This is a genomic window from Streptomyces sp. NPDC040610 (assembly GCF_055594065.1).
In genome coordinates this window covers 13,823-30,118 of sequence record NZ_JBVIXA010000025.1, presented here as the reverse complement: position 1 = coordinate 30,118, position 16,296 = coordinate 13,823, and the positions used below count along the sequence as shown (strand labels likewise).

The 16,296-nt window shown below is 73.8% G+C and carries 10 protein-coding genes; 3 read left to right on the top strand and 7 right to left on the bottom strand.

The features are described from left to right. Positions 1-22: 22 nt before the first annotated feature. From ald to ACZ6AA_RS40255, 4 genes are all read right to left on the bottom strand, one after another. Positions 23-1,147, bottom strand: coding sequence for an alanine dehydrogenase (ald, locus tag ACZ6AA_RS40270; protein ID WP_471463487.1), 1,125 nt, complete (start codon positions 1,145-1,147; stop codon positions 23-25). Positions 1,148-1,283: 136 nt separating this feature from the next. Then, positions 1,284-3,413 (bottom strand): tetratricopeptide repeat protein, encoded by a 2,130-nt coding sequence (locus tag ACZ6AA_RS40265; RefSeq protein WP_471463485.1) that lies wholly within the window; start codon positions 3,411-3,413, stop codon positions 1,284-1,286. A gap of 186 nt (positions 3,414-3,599) precedes the next feature. Beyond that, a complete protein-coding gene (locus ACZ6AA_RS40260; RefSeq protein ID WP_468452697.1) occupies positions 3,600-4,226 on the bottom strand; it encodes an NUDIX domain-containing protein in 627 nt (208 codons plus the stop codon). Positions 4,227-4,309: 83 nt separating this feature from the next. Further along, the gene (locus tag ACZ6AA_RS40255) at positions 4,310-5,965 is read right to left on the bottom strand and encodes a CTP synthase (RefSeq protein ID WP_468452695.1); all 1,656 of its coding nucleotides are present in this window, start codon (positions 5,963-5,965) and stop codon (positions 4,310-4,312) included. A 473-nt stretch (positions 5,966-6,438) separates the two neighbouring features. Between ACZ6AA_RS40255 and ACZ6AA_RS40250 the strand changes: the two genes are divergently transcribed. Beyond that, positions 6,439-8,250 (top strand): glycoside hydrolase family 15 protein, encoded by a 1,812-nt coding sequence (locus ACZ6AA_RS40250; protein ID WP_468453469.1) that lies wholly within the window; start codon positions 6,439-6,441, stop codon positions 8,248-8,250. 173 nt (positions 8,251-8,423) lie between these two features. Next, positions 8,424-10,076 (top strand): PucR family transcriptional regulator, encoded by a 1,653-nt coding sequence (locus ACZ6AA_RS40245; protein ID WP_468480608.1) that lies wholly within the window; start codon positions 8,424-8,426, stop codon positions 10,074-10,076. 24 nt (positions 10,077-10,100) lie between these two features. On the opposite strand, the gene ACZ6AA_RS40240 is transcribed toward ACZ6AA_RS40245, so the two are convergent. The 3 genes from ACZ6AA_RS40240 to recN form a co-directional block, all read right to left on the bottom strand. Then, positions 10,101-11,240, bottom strand: a complete 1,140-nt coding sequence (locus tag ACZ6AA_RS40240) for a glycosyltransferase family 4 protein (RefSeq protein ID WP_468452691.1) — start codon at positions 11,238-11,240, stop codon at positions 10,101-10,103. Between the two features lie 742 nt (positions 11,241-11,982). Then, positions 11,983-12,786 carry a hypothetical protein gene (locus tag ACZ6AA_RS40235; protein WP_468452689.1) on the bottom strand — a complete coding sequence of 268 codons (804 nt, stop codon included), beginning with the start codon at positions 12,784-12,786 and terminating at the stop codon, positions 11,983-11,985. Positions 12,787-13,006: 220 nt separating this feature from the next. Next, positions 13,007-14,725, bottom strand: coding sequence for a DNA repair protein RecN (gene recN, locus ACZ6AA_RS40230; RefSeq protein WP_468453467.1), 1,719 nt, complete (start codon positions 14,723-14,725; stop codon positions 13,007-13,009). Positions 14,726-14,920: 195 nt separating this feature from the next. Between recN and ACZ6AA_RS40225 the strand changes: the two genes are divergently transcribed. Then, complete coding sequence (locus ACZ6AA_RS40225; RefSeq protein ID WP_471463481.1) at positions 14,921-16,273, top strand: FtsX-like permease family protein; 1,353 nt, start codon at positions 14,921-14,923, stop codon at positions 16,271-16,273. The last annotated feature ends 23 nt before the right edge of the window (positions 16,274-16,296 follow it).

Sequence of the window (16,296 nt, the reverse complement as noted above, 5' to 3'; positions counted from 1 at the left end):
AAAGCCGTGGTCGGCGTGGCGGTCAGCCGAGCAGCGACTCGATCTCGACGTGCTCGAGACCGTGCGCCTCGGCGACCTCCTTGTAAACGACCTTGCCGTCATGGGTGTTGAGACCCAGGGCCAGCGCGGGGTCGCGGCGCAGGGCCTCGACCCAGCCCCGGTTCGCCAGCTCGACGATGTACGGCATCGTGGCGTTGGTCAGGGCGTACGTGGAGGTGTTGGGCACCGCGCCGGGCATGTTGGCGACGCAGTAGAAGACCGAGTTGTGGACCGGGAAGGTCGGCTCGGCGTGCGTGGTGGGACGCGAGTCCTCGAAGCAGCCGCCCTGGTCGATCGCGATGTCGACAAGGACACTTCCGGGCTTCATCCGCGACACCAGCTCGTTGGTGACGAGCTTGGGGGCCTTGGCGCCCGGGATGAGCACGGCGCCGATGACGAGGTCGGCCTCCAGGCAGGCCTTCTCCAGCTCGAAGGAGTTGGAGACGACGGTCTGGATCTTCGTGCCGAAGACCTTGTCGGCTTCCTTGAGCTTGTTGATGTCGCGGTCGAGCAGGGTCACGTGGAAGCCCATGCCGATGGCGATCTGCGCGGCGTTCCAGCCGGAGACGCCACCGCCGATGACGACGGCCTTGCCCGCGGCCACGCCCGGGACGCCGCCGGGCAGCACACCGCGGCCGCCGTTGGCGCGCATCAGGTGGTAGGCGCCGACCTGCGGGGCCAGGCGGCCCGCGACCTCGGACATCGGCGCGAGCAGCGGCAGGGCGCGGCTGGGCAGCTCCACCGTCTCGTAGGCGATGGCGGTGGTGCCGGACTCCAGGAGGGCGTCCGTGCACTCCTTGGAGGCGGCCAGGTGCAGGTAGGTGAAGAGCGTCTGGTCCTTGCGGAGGCGGTGGTACTCCTCGGCGATCGGCTCCTTGACCTTCAGGAGCAGGTCGGCCGTGGCCCACACCTCGTCGGCGGTCTCCAGGATCTCGGCACCGGCGGCGACGTACTCGCCGTCCGTGATCGAGGAGCCGACACCGGCGTCGCGCTCGATGACGACCTGGTGGCCGTGGCGCACCAGCTCGTGCACGCCGGCGGGGGTGATGGCCACCCGGAACTCGTTGTTCTTGACCTCGCGGGGGATGCCGACCTTCACGTCGATCACGGTCCTTGGCTCTGAGGGGGGGGTTCGGACAATGGAGTACATACCGGTACGCAAACGAGCGCATCGGAAGACACCACGAAGCACGCGGCGGAGCCAGTCTAATGAAGGATTTCCCGCTGTCCAGCCTTTCAAAGCTTCAATCTTGGCCGGATGCACTACGGATTTCGTAGGCGGAGGCCGGTGGTCCATCTTCATTGTGATGTTCTTCCCGATCCTGGGGCGCAGGCCCTGCGACCTCGGGAAACTCACTTCCCAGCATGCGCTCGGCGGCCGCCCGGTGCAGCCCGGCGGCGGTCGGATCGCCGAGGCGCTCCAGGGTGTCCGCGAGCCGCACCTGCAGCGCCGCCTGGAGGCGTACGTCCGCCGCCTCGCGCGCCCATTCGGCCGCTTCCTGGCAGGTGCGCAGGGACTCCTCGGGCCGCCCCGCGTACTCCTGGACGCGCGCCATCTCGCTCAGCGCCCGCGCCCGGCCCGCGACGTCGCCGAACTTGCGCAGGCCCGCGACGGCCGAGCGCCAGTTGCGCAGGGCCTCGCCGTAGCGGCCCGCGTAGGTGTGGGTGGTGGCGATGCGGCCGTACAGCCGGGCGGCGTCGGCGCGCTCGTCGCGGGCCAGGCGCTGGGCGAGGGCCCTGCCGTACCAGTCGGCGGCCCGCGCCCAGTCCCCCAGCTCCTGGTAGGCACCGCCTACGGATTCCATCGCGCGGCCGGTCGCATACGGGTCCCCGGCGGCCCGGCCGTGGTCGAGGGCGGCGCGATAGCGGGCCAGGGCCTCGTGGGTCCGCCCCGTCTGCGCGTCCAGGTCGGCGAGGTTCAAAAGCGCGGCGGCCCGCTCCCGCGGCAGGTCGCGGCGCTCGGCCACGCCGAGGACGAGCTGGTGGACGGCGTACAGCTCGGGCGCCGCGTCCCGTGTGCCCCGGTGCGCGACCAGGGCCCGGGCGAGGGCGGCCATCAGACGGCGGGCGAGGGTGTCGAGGTCGCCGTCCGCGACCGCGAGCCGGGCCGCGGCGAGCAGCGCCGGCTGCCGGATCCGCAGCCACTCGGCGGCGGCGCGGGGGGTCGGGAAGCGCAGCGCCCGGGGCAGCCCGGCGAGTCTCTTGCGCGCCGCCGAGCCGTCGGGCTCGGTGACCGCCCGGCAGGACTGGAGCAGCCGCACGGTCCGCTCCAGCATCCGGGCCCGCGCCAACTGCACCTCCCCCGGCCGGTCCTGAGTCTGCGTCAACTCCCGCAGGAGCGGCACCAGACACCCCGGCACCTCGTACTGCGGCAGCGGCGAGGCCACCGCACGCAGCAGGCCGAGCGCGACGAAGTCGTCGAGCGTGGCGCAGGCCGCGGACACCGAACAGCCCGCGAGCGCCGACGCGGTGTGCGGGTCGACGTACCCGGCGGGGGCGAGGCTCAGCAGTCGCAGTATCCGGGCGGCGGGCGCGGGCAGCGCGGCATAGGTGTGCTGGAAGACCCGGGCAAGACCTGAGTCCGCGGCGCCCTCCTCCGGGCAGTCCCTGACCTGCTTGGCGAGGTCGGCGACGGCGGCCTTGGGGCGGGCCGCGAGCCAGCCGCCCGCGATGACGAGCGCGGCCGGGTTCCCGCCGCACGCCTCGACCAGGCTCTCCGCGGAGCGCGGGTCGACGGTGATGCGCACCGATCCAGCGCTGCGGGCGAGCAGGTCGAGGGCGGCCTTGGTGTCCAGGCCGCCCAGGGTGCAGGGGCGGACGTCCGGGATGCCGGTCAGCGGGCCCGCGGACACGGCGAGGACCAGGCAGTCGGGGGTGTCCGGGAGCAGCGGGTCGACCTGTGCGCCGCCCTCGCCGTCGGTCACGTCGTCGAGCAGGAGCAGGGCGCGGCGGCCGTCGAGCGCGTCCCGCAGGGCTCCCGCGAGGTCGTCCTCGTCCGCCCCGGCGGGCGCGGGCGCGCCGAGCGCGTCGAGCAGCTCGCGGGCGGTGCGCTCGGTGGGGACGGCGGCGCCGTCGGGGTCGGTGAGGCGGGCGCGCAGGACCCCGTCGGGGTAGGCGTCGGCGAGCTGCCTGGCGAGTTCCTCGGCGAGGGCGGTGCGGCCGGATCCGGGGCGGCCCGCGACGAGCAGGACGCGGGCGCGGGGCGCCTTGCGGCCGGCGAGGGTGTCGAGCCCGGCGCGGTCGATGTCGGCGCGGAGTTCCTTCAACTCCCGGTGGCGGCCGACGAATCGGCTGCCGTCCGCGGGGGCCGCCGCGCCGCTGGGCGAGGGCGCGCCACGCGCCGAACCGTCCGTGTCGACCGCCTGATCCGTCACGGGTAACGCTCCCGTCCGCCTGCGCACGAACCCGCCGGGACTCCGGTCGGGACGCTTTCAGAGCCTAGTTCAGGCCCTGCCGCGTTCCGGGCCGCACGGGGCCCACAAGTCGCCCGATCGGATCAGGAGATCGTCAGACCGCGCGCCGCCGGACGGGGGACGAGGGGCGCCGGGAGCGTTCGCCGCTCAGGCCTCGAACGGCCGTGCGGGCCACGGCGCGTCGGCCGGGCGCAGGGAGTCCACGCCGTCGCCCTGGAGCGCCGCGGTGAGCGACAGGGCGCCCACGACGAGGCAGTTGTTGTGCAGCTCGCCGGCGAGCACGCCGCGTACCAGGTCCGCGAGGGGGACCCGCGCCAGCTCCATGTCGGACTCCTCCTCGGAGACCTCGAAGCGCTCGCCCTCGGCCTCGGAGAGGCCACGGGCGAGGAACACGCGCACGGCCTCGTCGCAGCCGCCGGGCGTGGTGTACACGTCGGTGAGCACGCGCCAGTCCTCGGCCTTGACGTGGGCCTCTTCGTACAGCTCGCGCTGGGCGGCGTGCAGCGGGTTCTCGCCGGGGACGTCGAGCAGCCCCGCGGGGATCTCCCACAGCTTGTGGCGCACCGGGTGGCGGTACTGGCGGATGACCAGGACGCGGTCCTCCTCGTCGAGCGCGAGGACGGCGACCGAGCCGGGGTGGACCTGGTAGTCGCGGCGGACCACTGTCCCGTCCGGCATGACGACGTCGTCGGTGCGCACCGAGGTCTTGTTGCCGACGAACGGGGTCTCGCTCGCCGTGACCTGCCACTCCTCGGCGGTGTCCTTGATCGTCATGTCGCGCTGTCCTCCCACGTACAAAAAACAGAAACCGGGGTCCGCGCCCGCAAGGCGCGCACCCCGGCAACCGTATCCCGCCGCTACTTGCCCGCGGCCTGCTGGCGCTGGACGGCGGCCTTCACCAGGCCCGCGAAGAGCGGGTGCGGCCGGGTCGGACGCGAGCGCAGCTCCGGGTGGGCCTGGGTCGCGACCAGGTAGGGGTGGACCTCGCGCGGGTACTCGACGTACTCGACGAGCTTGCCGTCGGGCGAGGTGCCGGAGAACAGGATGCCCGCCTGCTTCTCCAGGTCGGCGCGGTAGGCGTTGTTCACCTCGTAGCGGTGGCGGTGGCGCTCCTCGACGTACTCCTTGCCGTCGTACACCTCGCGCACGATGGAGCCCTCGGCGAGCTTGGCCGGGTACATGCCGAGCCGCATGGTGCCGCCCATGTCGCCCTCGCCCGCGACGATGTCGAGCTGCTCGGCCATGGTGGAGATGACCGGGTGGGAGGTGGCGGAGTCGAACTCGGTGGAGTTGGCGTCGGGGATGTCCGCGAGGTTGCGGGCCGCCTCGATCACGATGCACTGCAGGCCGAGGCAGAGGCCGAGCAGCGGGATCTTGTTCTCGCGGGCGAACTGGATCGCGCCGACCTTGCCGGACACGCCGCGGTCGCCGAAGCCGCCGGGGATGCAGATCGCGTCGACGTCGCCGAGCTGCTTGGCGGCGCCCGCCGGGGTCTTGCAGTCGTCGGACGTGACCCACTTGATCTTGACGCGGGCCTTGTTGGCGAAGCCGCCGGCGCGCAGCGCCTCGGTCACCGAGAGGTAGGCGTCGGGCAGGTCGATGTACTTGCCGACCAGCGCGATGGCGACCTCGTGGTCGGGGTTGTGGACCCGGTCGAGCAGGTCCTCCCACTGGGTCCAGTTCACATCGCGGAAGGGCAGGTCCAGCTTGCGGACGACATAGGCGTCCAGGCCCTCGGTGTGCAGGACCTTCGGGATGTCGTAGATCGACTTGGCGTCGATGGCGGCGACGACCGCGGCCTCGTCGACGTCGCACATCAGCGAGATCTTGCGCTTGATGGCGGTCGGCACGTCGCGGTCGGCGCGCAGCACGATCGCGTCCGGCTGGATACCGATGTTGCGCAGGGCGGCGACGGAGTGCTGGGTCGGCTTGGTCTTCAGCTCGCCGGAGGGGCCGATGTAGGGCAGCAGCGAGATGTGCACGACGAAGACGTTGTCGCGGCCGACCTCGTGGCGGACCTGGCGGACGGTCTCCAGGAACGGCAGCGACTCGATGTCGCCGACCGTGCCGCCGACCTCCGTGATGACGACGTCGACGTCGTCGGTGGCCATGCGGCGGATGCGGTGCTTGATCTCGTTGGTGATGTGCGGGATGACCTGCACGGTGTCGCCCAGGTACTCACCGCGGCGCTCCTTGGCGATGACCTGGGAGTAGACCTGGCCGGTGGTGACGTTGGCCGAGCCGTCGAGGTCGACGTCGAGGAAGCGCTCGTAGTGGCCGATGTCCAGGTCGGTCTCGGCGCCGTCGTTGGTGACGAACACCTCGCCGTGCTGGAAGGGGTTCATCGTGCCGGGGTCGACGTTCAGGTACGGGTCGAGCTTCTGCATCGTGACGCGCAGGCCCCGGGCCTTGAGGAGCGCACCCAGGCTGGAGGCAGTCAGACCCTTGCCGAGGGAGGAGGCGACACCCCCGGTGACGAAGATGTGCTTGGTCGTCGTGGATGTGGGCTGCATGGCCAAAGGGGGGCTCCCGTGCGTCGCGGTCTGAAGGTGCGTACCGGCGTCCGCTCCTGTTCGGAGGGAGGTGCCGTCGCTGCGGTTCGGGGGTTCTAGGACCACCGGCTCACGGGCTACCAGGGTATCAGCGACAGACGGGGGCTGCTTCCGGCCACGTCTTGACACGCGCTTTCACATCACGTACATGATCTTCACCCCTCGAACACCGGACGGGTACGGGACGGGCACCGCTTTCACCCGGAACTCGTTCGGCGTAGTCACGTTGGCGGGACGAGCGGGCAGATATCCGGGGCGTCGATGTATGTTGCTCGGACACTCGCTGCCGAGCCGTGCGCACGGGCTGAACCATCCCCCGTCGGCACTTCTGGACATCACTGGAAACCTTCGGGCCCGGCAGTTCGTTTTACAGCGAACCCTTGACCGTAGAACGAGCGCCCCGTGAGCGGGCGAACGTGGCCGTTTGAATGGGGATGCACGTGGCCGGGCGCATCGAGGATTACGCACTGATCGGAGACATGCAGACCGCCGCGCTGGTCTGCCGGGACGGCACGGTCGACTGGCTGTGTCTGCCCCGCTTCGACTCCCACGCCGTCTTCGCCGGCCTGCTCGGCACGGAGGAGCACGGCTTCTGGCGGCTGGGTCCCGCCCACGGTCCGGGCACGAGTCCCGCACCGTCGACCCGGCGTACGTACCGCGGCGACTCCCTGATCCTGGAGTCCGAGTGGGACACCCCGCGCGGCACGGTCCGGGTCACGGACTTCATGCCGCCGCGCGACTCCGACGCCCCGCAGCTGGTGCGGATCGTGGAGGGCGTCAGCGGCCGGGTGCCGATGCGCTCCGCCCTGCGGATGCGTTTCAGCTACGGCCGCGTGGTGCCGTGGGTGCACAAGGTCGACGGGCGCACGGTGGCCGTCGCCGGGCCGGACTCGGTGTGGCTCGACACCACCGCCGAGACCTTCGGCAAGGACCTCACGACGTACTCGGACTTCACCGTCGCCCCCGGCGACCGGATCGCCTTCACCATCTCCTGGCAGCCCTCTCACAAGGGCCAGCCCGCCCAGCCCGAGCCGGAGGCGGCGCTCACGGCGACGGAGGAGTTCTGGCGCGACTGGGTGGCCCAGTGCACGTACCACGGGCCCTACCGCGAGGCCGTGGTCCGCTCCCTCATCACCCTCAAGGCCCTGACGTACGCCCCCACGGGCGGCATCGTCGCCGCGCCCACCACCTCCCTTCCGGAGGACATCGGCGGCTCCCGCAACTGGGACTACCGCTTCACGTGGCTGCGCGACGCCGCCATCACGCTCTCCTCGCTGCTGCGCACCGGCTATCGCGAGGAGGCCCGCGCCTGGCGCGAGTGGCTGCTCCGCGCGGTCGCGGGCGACCCGGAGAACCTGCAGATCATGTACGGCATCGCGGGCGAGCGCGAGCTGGGCGAGGCGGAGCTGGACTGGCTTCCGGGGTACGAGAACTCGGCGCCCGTCCGCGCGGGCAACGGCGCGGCCCACCAACTCCAGCTCGATGTCTACGGAGAGGTCACCGAGGCCCTGCACCTGGCCCACATGACCGGCCTCGCCCGCAACGACTACGCCTCCCTGCTCCAGCTCAAGCTGATCCGCTATCTGGAGACGCACTGGGACCAGCCCGACGAGGGCATCTGGGAGGTGCGCGGACCGCGCCGCCACTTCGTGCACTCCAAGGTGATGGCCTGGGTCGCCGTCGACCGCACCATCAAGCTCATCGAGTCCGGCGACGCCGACGGCCCTCTGGAGCGCTGGCGCGACCTGCGCGACGACATCCACCGGGACGTCTGCGAGCGGGGCTACGACAAGGAGCGCAACACCTTCACCCAGTCGTACGGCTCCAAGGAGCTGGACGCCTCGCTGCTCCTGATCCCGCAGGTCGGCTTCCTGCCGCCCGACGACAAGCGCGTCATCGGCACGATCGAGGCCATCCAGCGCGAGCTGTCCACGCCGGACGGCTTCATCCTGCGCTATCCGACCTCCGGGGACGACGCGGGCGTGGACGGCCTGGAGGGCGACGAGGGCGCGTTCCTCGCCTGCTCGTTCTGGATGGCCGACGACCTGGCGATGATCGGCCGCGTCGACGAGGCCCGCAAGCTCTTCGAGCGCCTGCTCGCCCTGCGCAACGACCTCGGCCTGCTAGCCGAGGAGTGGGACCCGCGCCTGCAGCGCCAGGTCGGCAACTTCCCCCAGGCGTTCAGCCACGTGCCGCTCATCGACACGGCACTGCGCCTGACGGCTTCGGGGGCGTACGGGGGCTAGCGCGGGGGCCCATGGGGACGGCGTCGAGGCTCACGGAGCGGCGCCGGGTCGTACGAGGGCGGGGCCGGCCGGCCCCGCCAAGTCCCGGCGGCCAGGACACCCACCCGTCGTGCGGAGCCCCGCCGTCCGCACGGCGACCGGCCCGCCGGGCCTGGTCAGGTAGCGTCCGCCCCATGGACAGTCAGGACGCTCAGGGCGGCATCACCGTACAGCGGGCGCTGGAACTCCCCGGTCTGCGCGGCGGTCTCCCCGAGATCGTCGCGGGCGCCGACCGGCTGGGCCGCACGGTGCGCTGGGTGCACGCGGGCGAGGTGCCGAACATCGCCTCGCTCCTCAAGGGCGGCGAACTCCTGCTGACCACGGGCCTCGGCCTCGGCTCCCGCCCGGCCGAGCAGCGCGCCTTCGTCCGCGACCTCGCCGAGCGCGGCATCGCGGCCCTGGTCGTCGAGCTGGGCCCGCGCTTCGCCCGCCTGCCCGCCGCGCTCGTCGACACGGCCCGCGCGGCCGGTCTCCCCCTGGTCCAGCTGCACCGCGAAGTGCCCTTCGTGACCGTCACCGAAGAGGTGCACACGGAGATCGTCAACGGCCACTACACACTTCTGCGCCGCGCCGAGGAGGTGCACCGCCGCTGCACCGGGGCGCTGCTCTCCGGTGGCGGCATCCCCCAAGTGCTCTCCGTCCTCGCCGAGTTCAGCGGCAACCCGGTGTTCCTGGAGACGGCGGACGGCCAGCTCCTGTACGCCGCCGGGGCGGGCAGCGCCTGCGCCGACCCGCTCCAGGTCTGGGAGGGGCTGCGGGGGCGCCCGGAGGACCGGGACGAGCCCCCGGCGGGCGCCGTCCTCGTGGACGTGCCCGGCGGCGGGCCCGGCGCCGGATCGGTGCGGGCCCGCCTGGTCCTGCTCGCCGTGGAGTCCGCGCTCCTGCCCGTCCACCGGATCGCCGCCGAGCGGGCCGCGGGCAGCCTCGCGGTGGTCCTGATGCAGGCGAGGCAGGAGGAGGAGCTGGCGGCCCGCGGCCGCGGCGACTTCCTCACCGACCTCGCCGAGGGCCGCATCACCGCCGAGGACGCCCCCGCCCAGGCCCGCGTCCTCGGCTTCAAGCCGGGGTCGAGCCCGCTGCTCCCCGTGGTCATGCGGATCCCCGACGGCCTGCCGACCGGCGGCGGTTGGGCGGTCCTCGCGCGCGCGGTCGCGGAAGAGCTGGCGTCGGTGGGAGTGCCGGTCCTGCTCGGCGTACGCCCCGTGGAAGGGAGGGTTCCGCTCCTGCTCGGGCTGCGCACGGAGCCCGAGCGCACGACGGTCGCGGACCGGGTCTCGGCGGCGCTGCGGGCCGGGGTCGAGCGGGCGGGCATGCGGCGGGCCGGGGCGCAGCCGCCGATCGTGGTGGTCGGCGTGGCGGGCGGCTGGGCGGCGGCAGCGTCGGGCCTGCGGCACGCGGCGGAGACGGCGACGGCGGCGCAGGGGCTGCCGGACAGGCCCTGGTACGACGCGCGGCGCCTGGACATCGACCTGCTCCTGTGGCGCCTGCACCAGCACGACGGCACCGCGCTCGCCGCGTTCGTGGACCGCGCGATCGGCCCCCTGCGCGACCACGACCAGCGCTCCAAGCCGCCCCTGCTGCCCACCCTCCAGACCTACCTGGCGCACGCGGGCCGCAAGGCGGAGACGGCCCGCGAGCTCCACCTCAACCGCCAGACCCTCTACAACCGCCTGGCCCGGATCGGTGAACTCCTCGGCACGGACCTGGACGACCCGCAGACCGTACTCGCCCTCAGCCTGGCGCTGCGGGCCCGCAGGCACGTGCCGCCGACGCCGCCGAGCGACTGACCGACGAGAGGGCTCGTCGGCTGATCAATAGGAACTGATCGGCTGAGTCAACTCGTCATAGACACTCAGCACTTGAGTGACCGTTTCGTCCTCCGTGGGCCAGGTGACGGCCTGGGCGGTGCCCAGGTCCTTCAGCTCCTGGCGCCGTGCGCCGTCGGCGAGGAGGCGGACGACGGCGTCGGAGAGGGCCCGGGCGTCCCCGTACGGGACGAGTTCGGCGGCGTCGCCGACGAGTTCGGGGATGCCGCCGACGGCGGTGGCGACGAGCGGCACGCGCGCGTGCAGGGCCTCCTGGGCGAGCAGGGAACGGGACTCCCACTCGCTGGGCAGCACCACGAGGTCGGCGGCGGCGAGGAGTTCCGGTACGTCGTCCCGGCGCCCGACGAGCCGGGCGGGCAGGCCTTCGGCGTCGATGCGGTCCTGGAGGGCGGCGCGCTCGGACCCCTCGCCCGCGACGACGAGCAGCGGCAGCGGGGCGAGTCCGGCCCAGGCGCGGGCGGCGTCGAGGAGGATGTCGTAGCCGCGGTGGGCCTCCAGGGAGCCGACGGCGAGGAGCAGGGGGCGGTCGACAGCGCCGAGTTCGGCGCGGATCTTGTGGCGGGGCCCGGTGGGTTCGTCGTCCGTGCGCTCGGCGCGGCGGGGCGTGGGCAGGGCGACCGGCGCGAGGCGGGCGTCGCGGGCGCCCCGGCCGCGGGCCCGGACGACCAGGTCGGACGAGGTGCCGAGGACCACGGCGGCGGCCCTGGCGACGCGCCGCTCCAGGACCCGCAGGACGTGGGCGCGGGCGCCCGAGGCCTGGGCGCGGGTGTGCCAGGTGACGACGAGCGGGATACGGCGGCCGGTGAGGGCGATGGCGGCGCGCAGCGCGGCGTGCAGCCCGTGCGCGTGCACGAGGTCGGCGTCGGCGCAGGCGGTCCGCAGGGCGGCGACGGACGCGGGGTCGCTGCGGCGCGGCACGGGGACGTGGCGGGCGCCGGTGCCCGCGAAGTCGTACGCCTCGTCGGCCTCGGTGGGGGCGCACACGGTGACGCGCACGCCGCGCGCGGCCAGCCCTGTCGCCAGGGACCTGACGTGCGCGCTGCTTCCCGCGCTGCCGCCGCCGAGGACCTGCACGGTGTGCAGCGGCGGCTGGCCTTGCGGTGCGGGGGTGCTCACGTGGCTCACGTGGCCGGGGCTCCTGGGTCGGGTCGGCGGCTGGGCGGCGCGCCGAGGGATGGGTGGGCGCCGGCGGTACGGGCGGTCGGTGGCCCGCCCACGCACAGCGCCAAGAATGCCAGTACGTACGGCCGTTCCGGCACTGCTGAAAGGTCCCTTCCGCGTCGGGCCGGACAACTTCACGCACGGGATCACCCACTCGGGTGAGCACAGGCGCGAGGCCCAGGGCCAGGGCCGGGTCCGCGACCGAACGCCCCCTCCGGCCAACGGCCCGTCGGCCCCCGCATCTTCGCAAGCCGGAGGCCGCGCCGGAAAGCCTTTGCGAAAGTTGGACACAACAGAGCGGCCGGGGCCACCTACCGCCACCCTGACACCCCAGACACCCACCCCCATCCAGGCCTCCCGCCCACCCTTCGGCCAGCCCCTTCGCCCTGCCTTCCGCCCGCCCCATCGCCCGGGCCTTCGTCCGGCCTTCCGCACGACCTTCCGCCCGGCCCCCTTCGGCCCGGCCCTCTGCCCGCCTTCGTCCGGCCCCCTCGCCCGGCCTTCCGCCCGCCCTGCCTCCCGCCCTCTCACCCGGCCCTCCGCCACCTTCCTCCGGGCCCTACGTACGCCCCATCGCCCGGCCTCTGATCCGACCCCTCCGCCCGGGCCTTCCTCCAGGCCCCTCGTGCGCCCCATCCCCCAGCCTCTGGTCCGGCCCCTCCGCCCGGCCCTTTGTCCGCCCCTCCGCCCAGCCCTCCTCTCCCTGCTACTCAGCAGCCCGCACCCGCTCCCCCTCCGGCGCGAACCCGGACCGGGCCAGCCTGCTCACCGTGTCCCCGCACACAGCCGCGGCGACCAGTCCCGCCGCGTGGACGGCGAGACCGGCGCGACGGTTGCCCGCGACGATGGCCGCGCCCAGGGCCGCGCCGAGGGCGTGCGCCCCCGTGTCGCCGATCATCGTGCGCTGCGCCATGTCGTCGGGCAGTACGGCGGCCGCCGCGCCCATCGACGCGGCGGCGAGCGTGGCGCCCGGGCCCGGGCGCAGCAGGCCGGGCGCGCCGAGGGCGAGCACCGTGGCGGCGGCCCGGCCGGGGCGTACGTCCACGAGGTTCACGAAGTGAGCGGTACCGGCGATGACGACGCCCGCGAGCACCTTGTCGACGGGGCGTTCCTTGAGCAGGGCGCCCGCGGCGAGCGCGGCGGCCGAGACGCCGAACAACTTCACGGCGCCGCTGGTCACTTCGCCCCCGCGCAAGGCGGCCGTATGCGCACGGAACCCGCGCCGGGGGTCCGCCGCGCCCGCCACGTCGTCGTACGCCCCGCAGGCCCCCGCCGCCAGCACGGCGAGGGCCGCTGCCGCGCGTGGCCGGGGAGCGAGCGCCGCCGCGCCGAGGGTGGTGCCCACGACGGCCGCGGGGCCCGCGTGCAACTCGACGGTGCGGCCCGTGAAGTTCGTCCGCTGCCAGCGGGTGGGGCCGCCGGGTGGGCGGGTGCGGAGTGCCGTGAGGGCACCGCGGGTGGCGGTGGCGGCGAGGAGGAAGGCGGTGCGGCGGCGGGAGGGGGTGATCATGGGGTGAGGGTACGGGGGCCTTGCCGGGGGCTCCCCAACCCCGCCCCTTCCCGAACCCGGGGCTCCGCCCCGGACCCCGTATCGGCGCTCCGCGCCTCGTCCTCGAACGCCGGACGGGCTGGAAAATCCAGCCCTCCGGCGTTTGAGGAGCGGGGGTCTGGGGGCGGAGCCCCCAGTTACGGGAAGGGGCGGGACTGGGGCGCACCGAGAGGCCCCACCCTCACCCCTCCCCCCGAGCCGCAGCCAACAACTCCTCCGCATGCGCCCGAGCAGTCTCGGAGTCCTCCTGCCCGGCCAGCATCCGGGAAAGCTCCCGCACCCGGTCCTCCCCTTCGAGGACCTGCACCCCGGACCGCGTGACGGACCCGTCGTTGGTCTTCTCGACCAGAAGCTGCCGATCGGCGAACGCCGCCACCTGCGGAAGGTGGGTGACGACAACGACCTGCGCGGACTTGGCGAGCCGAGCCAACCGCCGCCCGATCTCGACGGCCGCCTTGCCCCCGACCCCGGCGTCGACCTCGTCGAAGAGGTAGGTGGGCACGGGATCCGTACCGGCGAAGACGACTTCGACGGCGAGCATGACGCGGGACAGCTCACCGCCGGAGGCCCCCTTGGCGATGGGCCGGGGCGGCGCGCCGGGGTGCGGGGCGAGCAGCAGCTCGACCTCGTCGACACCGGCGGGCCCGTAGGCGACGGTACGGCCGTCGATCTCGACCCCGTCGGGATCGTCGGCCTGGCGCACGTCGATGGTCACGCGCGCGTGGGGCATGGCGAGCGAGGCCAGCTCCTCGGTGACGGCGGCGGCGAACCGCGAGGCGGCCTCGACGCGGGCCTCGGTGAGGGCCCGGGCGAGCCCGGAGAGCTCGGCGCTCAGGGCATCACGTTCGGCGGTGAGCCCGGCGAGCCGATCGTCGTCGCCCTCCAGCTCGACGAGCCGCGCGGACCCGTCCTCGGCCCAGGCGAGCACGGCCCCGACGTCCTCGCCGTACTTGCGGGTGAGCTGCGTCAGGGCGGCCCGCCGCTCCTCGACGGCGGCGAGCCGCAGCGGATCGGCGTCGAGGTCGTCGGCGTACCCCGCGAGTTCGCCCGCGACGTCCGACAGGAGGATGCCGATCTCGCCGATGCGCCCGGCGAGGACGGCGAGGGCGGGGTCGTGGGAGCGAACGGCTTCGAGGGCGCGATGGGCGCCCGCGACGAGGGTGGTGGCGTCCACGCCCTCGGGGTCCTCGGGGTTCCCGGCGAGGGCGGCGTGGGCGAGCGTCGCGGCGGAGGCGAGCGCCTCGGCGTGCCCCAGGCGCTCGGCCTCGGCGGCGAGTTCGGTGTCCTCGCCCGCGCGGGGTTCGACGGCGGCGATCTCCTCCAGGCCGAAGCGGAGCATGTCGGCTTCCTGGGCGCGCTCGCGGGCACGCGTGGTGATCTCGTCGAGCTCCGTGGCGACGGCTCGCAGCCTGCGGTACGCGGCGGAGTACTTGTCGAGGGGCACAGCGACGGCCTCGCCCGCGTACCGGTCGAGCGCGCCGCGCTGCCGGGCGGGCTTGAGCAGGCCCTGCTGGTCGCTCTGCCCGTGCACGGCGATGAGGTCGTCGGCCAGCTCGGACAGCACGCCGACCGGCACCGAGCGCCCGCCGAGGTGGGCGCGGGAGCGCCCCTCGGCGGAGATCGTCCGGCTGACGAGCAGCGCCCCGTCGTCGAGTTCGGCCCCGGCCTCCTCGGCGCGCACGGCCGCGGCGGCGTCCGAGGGCACGGTGATGCGCCCCTCCACGACCGCCGACTTGGCGCCGATCCGCACCAGGGCGGGGTCGGCGCGCCCGCCGAGCAGCAGGCCGAGGCTCGTGACGACCATCGTCTTGCCCGCTCCGGTCTCGCCGGTCACGGCGGTGAAGCCGGGCGACAGCTCGACCACCGCGTCGTCGATGACTCCGAGCGACCGTATCCGCATCTCCTCCAACACGCACACGACCTTACGAGGTCAGGAGTCCGCTGTGCGACGTGCCCTGGCGTCCTTGCGTGAACGCGCAGGTGGCGAAGGCACCGAAAACGTCACCTGTCACCCGCCGGGGTGGGGTTTTCCCCAGGGGGATTCTGCGGCCGCCTTCATGGTGGGCGGCCGCCCCGCCGCAGGATCATGATCGATATGAGTACAGGACTGGCACGGGCTGCGCTGCGCGCGCACCGCCCGGCCTTCATCGGCACGGCCGTCGCCGCACTGTTCGCGGCGACCGTCGTGAGCGCCTCGACGATGGTGCTGCGCACGACGAGCACGGACGGCCTTTCGCGCGAGGCCCGCGCGACGCTCACGGAGAACGGCGTGGGCGACACGGCGACCGTGCTTCTGATCGGCTCGATCTACATGTCGATATTCGTGGTCGCGTCGACCATGGGCACGGCCGTGGTGCAGCAGCACCGCGAGCTTGCCCTGGTCCGCTCCATCGGCGCCAGGCCCCGCCAGGTCCGCCGCGCGGTGGCCGTCCAGTCCCTGGCCGCGTCCGTGCCCGCGGCCCTGGTCGGCTTCATGCTCGGCGGCGTGCTGGCCCGCGTGTGGTTCCGGGGCATGGTGACGCACGGCCTGGTCCCGGCCGAGGTGTCCTTCCGCTTCAGCTGGCTCGCGCTGCCCGTGTGCCTGGGCGTGGCCGTGATCACCTCGGTGCTGGCCGCGGTGCTGTCCTCGCTGCGCTTCTCCCTGCTGCGGCCCGCACGCGCGCTGCACGAGGCGGCGGCCGGGCGGCGCGGGCTGGGGCTGCTGCGGGCGCCGCTCGGGGTGCTCGCGGTCGCGGGCGGTGTCGTCCTGTCGGTGCTGCTCTCGCGGCAGCCCGCGGACGAGGCGGGCGAGGGTGCGTTCCTGGTCCTCATCCTGTTCTGCGTGGGCGCGGGGCTGCTCGGCCCGCGGCTCATCGGGCCCGCGGCCTGGCTGGTCTCGGCGGCCGTGGGCCGTCTGGGCGGCGGCGCGGCACGCCTGGCGATGCTCAACGTCCGTTCCCAGCCGCGCCGTTTCTCCGCGGCGGTGGTGCCGCTGCTCCTCGTCGTCGGCTTCGGCCTCACGAAGATCGCGATCCATACGACGGCCGAGCACCACACCGGCTCCGCGGGCAGCACGGGCGAGGTCTGGATGGACTACATGGGCACGTCGTTGTACGCGGGCTTCGCCGCCATAGCCTCGGCCAACACCCTCGCCATGATCTCCTTCGAGCGCCGCCGCGACCTGGCCCTGCTGCGGGTCGTGGGCTCCCAGCGCCGCCAGGTGCGGGCGATGGCGGCCTGGGAGGCGGTGGTCGTCGCCGGGACGGCGCTGTTGCTCGGCGGTGTGATCGCCCTCGCGACCCTCGCCCCGATGCTCAGCACCGCCTTCGGCTCGGCCGTCCCGTATCTGCCCTGGGCGGTGCCGACGGGCATAGCCGTCGGCACACTGCTCCTTGCCCTCGGTGCCACCGGTCTGCCGGTGATGGCGGTGCTGCGGCGCCGGGCCATCACCGTGGTCAACGCGACCTGACCCCGCCCGCCCCGGGACGGCTC

Excerpts from the sequence above, each read along its gene's own strand:
- ACZ6AA_RS40260 (WP_468452697.1), bottom strand. The coding sequence starts at position 4,226 with ATGACGATCAAGGACACCGCCGAGGAGTGGCAGGTCACGGCGAGCGAG.
- ACZ6AA_RS40225 (WP_471463481.1), top strand. The coding sequence starts at position 14,921 with ATGAGTACAGGACTGGCACGGGCTGCGCTGCGCGCGCACCGCCCGGCC.
- recN (WP_468453467.1), bottom strand. The coding sequence starts at position 14,725 with ATGCGGATACGGTCGCTCGGAGTCATCGACGACGCGGTGGTCGAGCTG.
- ACZ6AA_RS40235 (WP_468452689.1), bottom strand. The coding sequence starts at position 12,786 with ATGATCACCCCCTCCCGCCGCCGCACCGCCTTCCTCCTCGCCGCCACC.
- ACZ6AA_RS40245 (WP_468480608.1), top strand. The coding sequence starts at position 8,424 with ATGGACAGTCAGGACGCTCAGGGCGGCATCACCGTACAGCGGGCGCTG.
- ACZ6AA_RS40250 (WP_468453469.1), top strand. The coding sequence starts at position 6,439 with ATGCACGTGGCCGGGCGCATCGAGGATTACGCACTGATCGGAGACATG.
- ACZ6AA_RS40255 (WP_468452695.1), bottom strand. The coding sequence starts at position 5,965 with ATGCAGCCCACATCCACGACGACCAAGCACATCTTCGTCACCGGGGGT.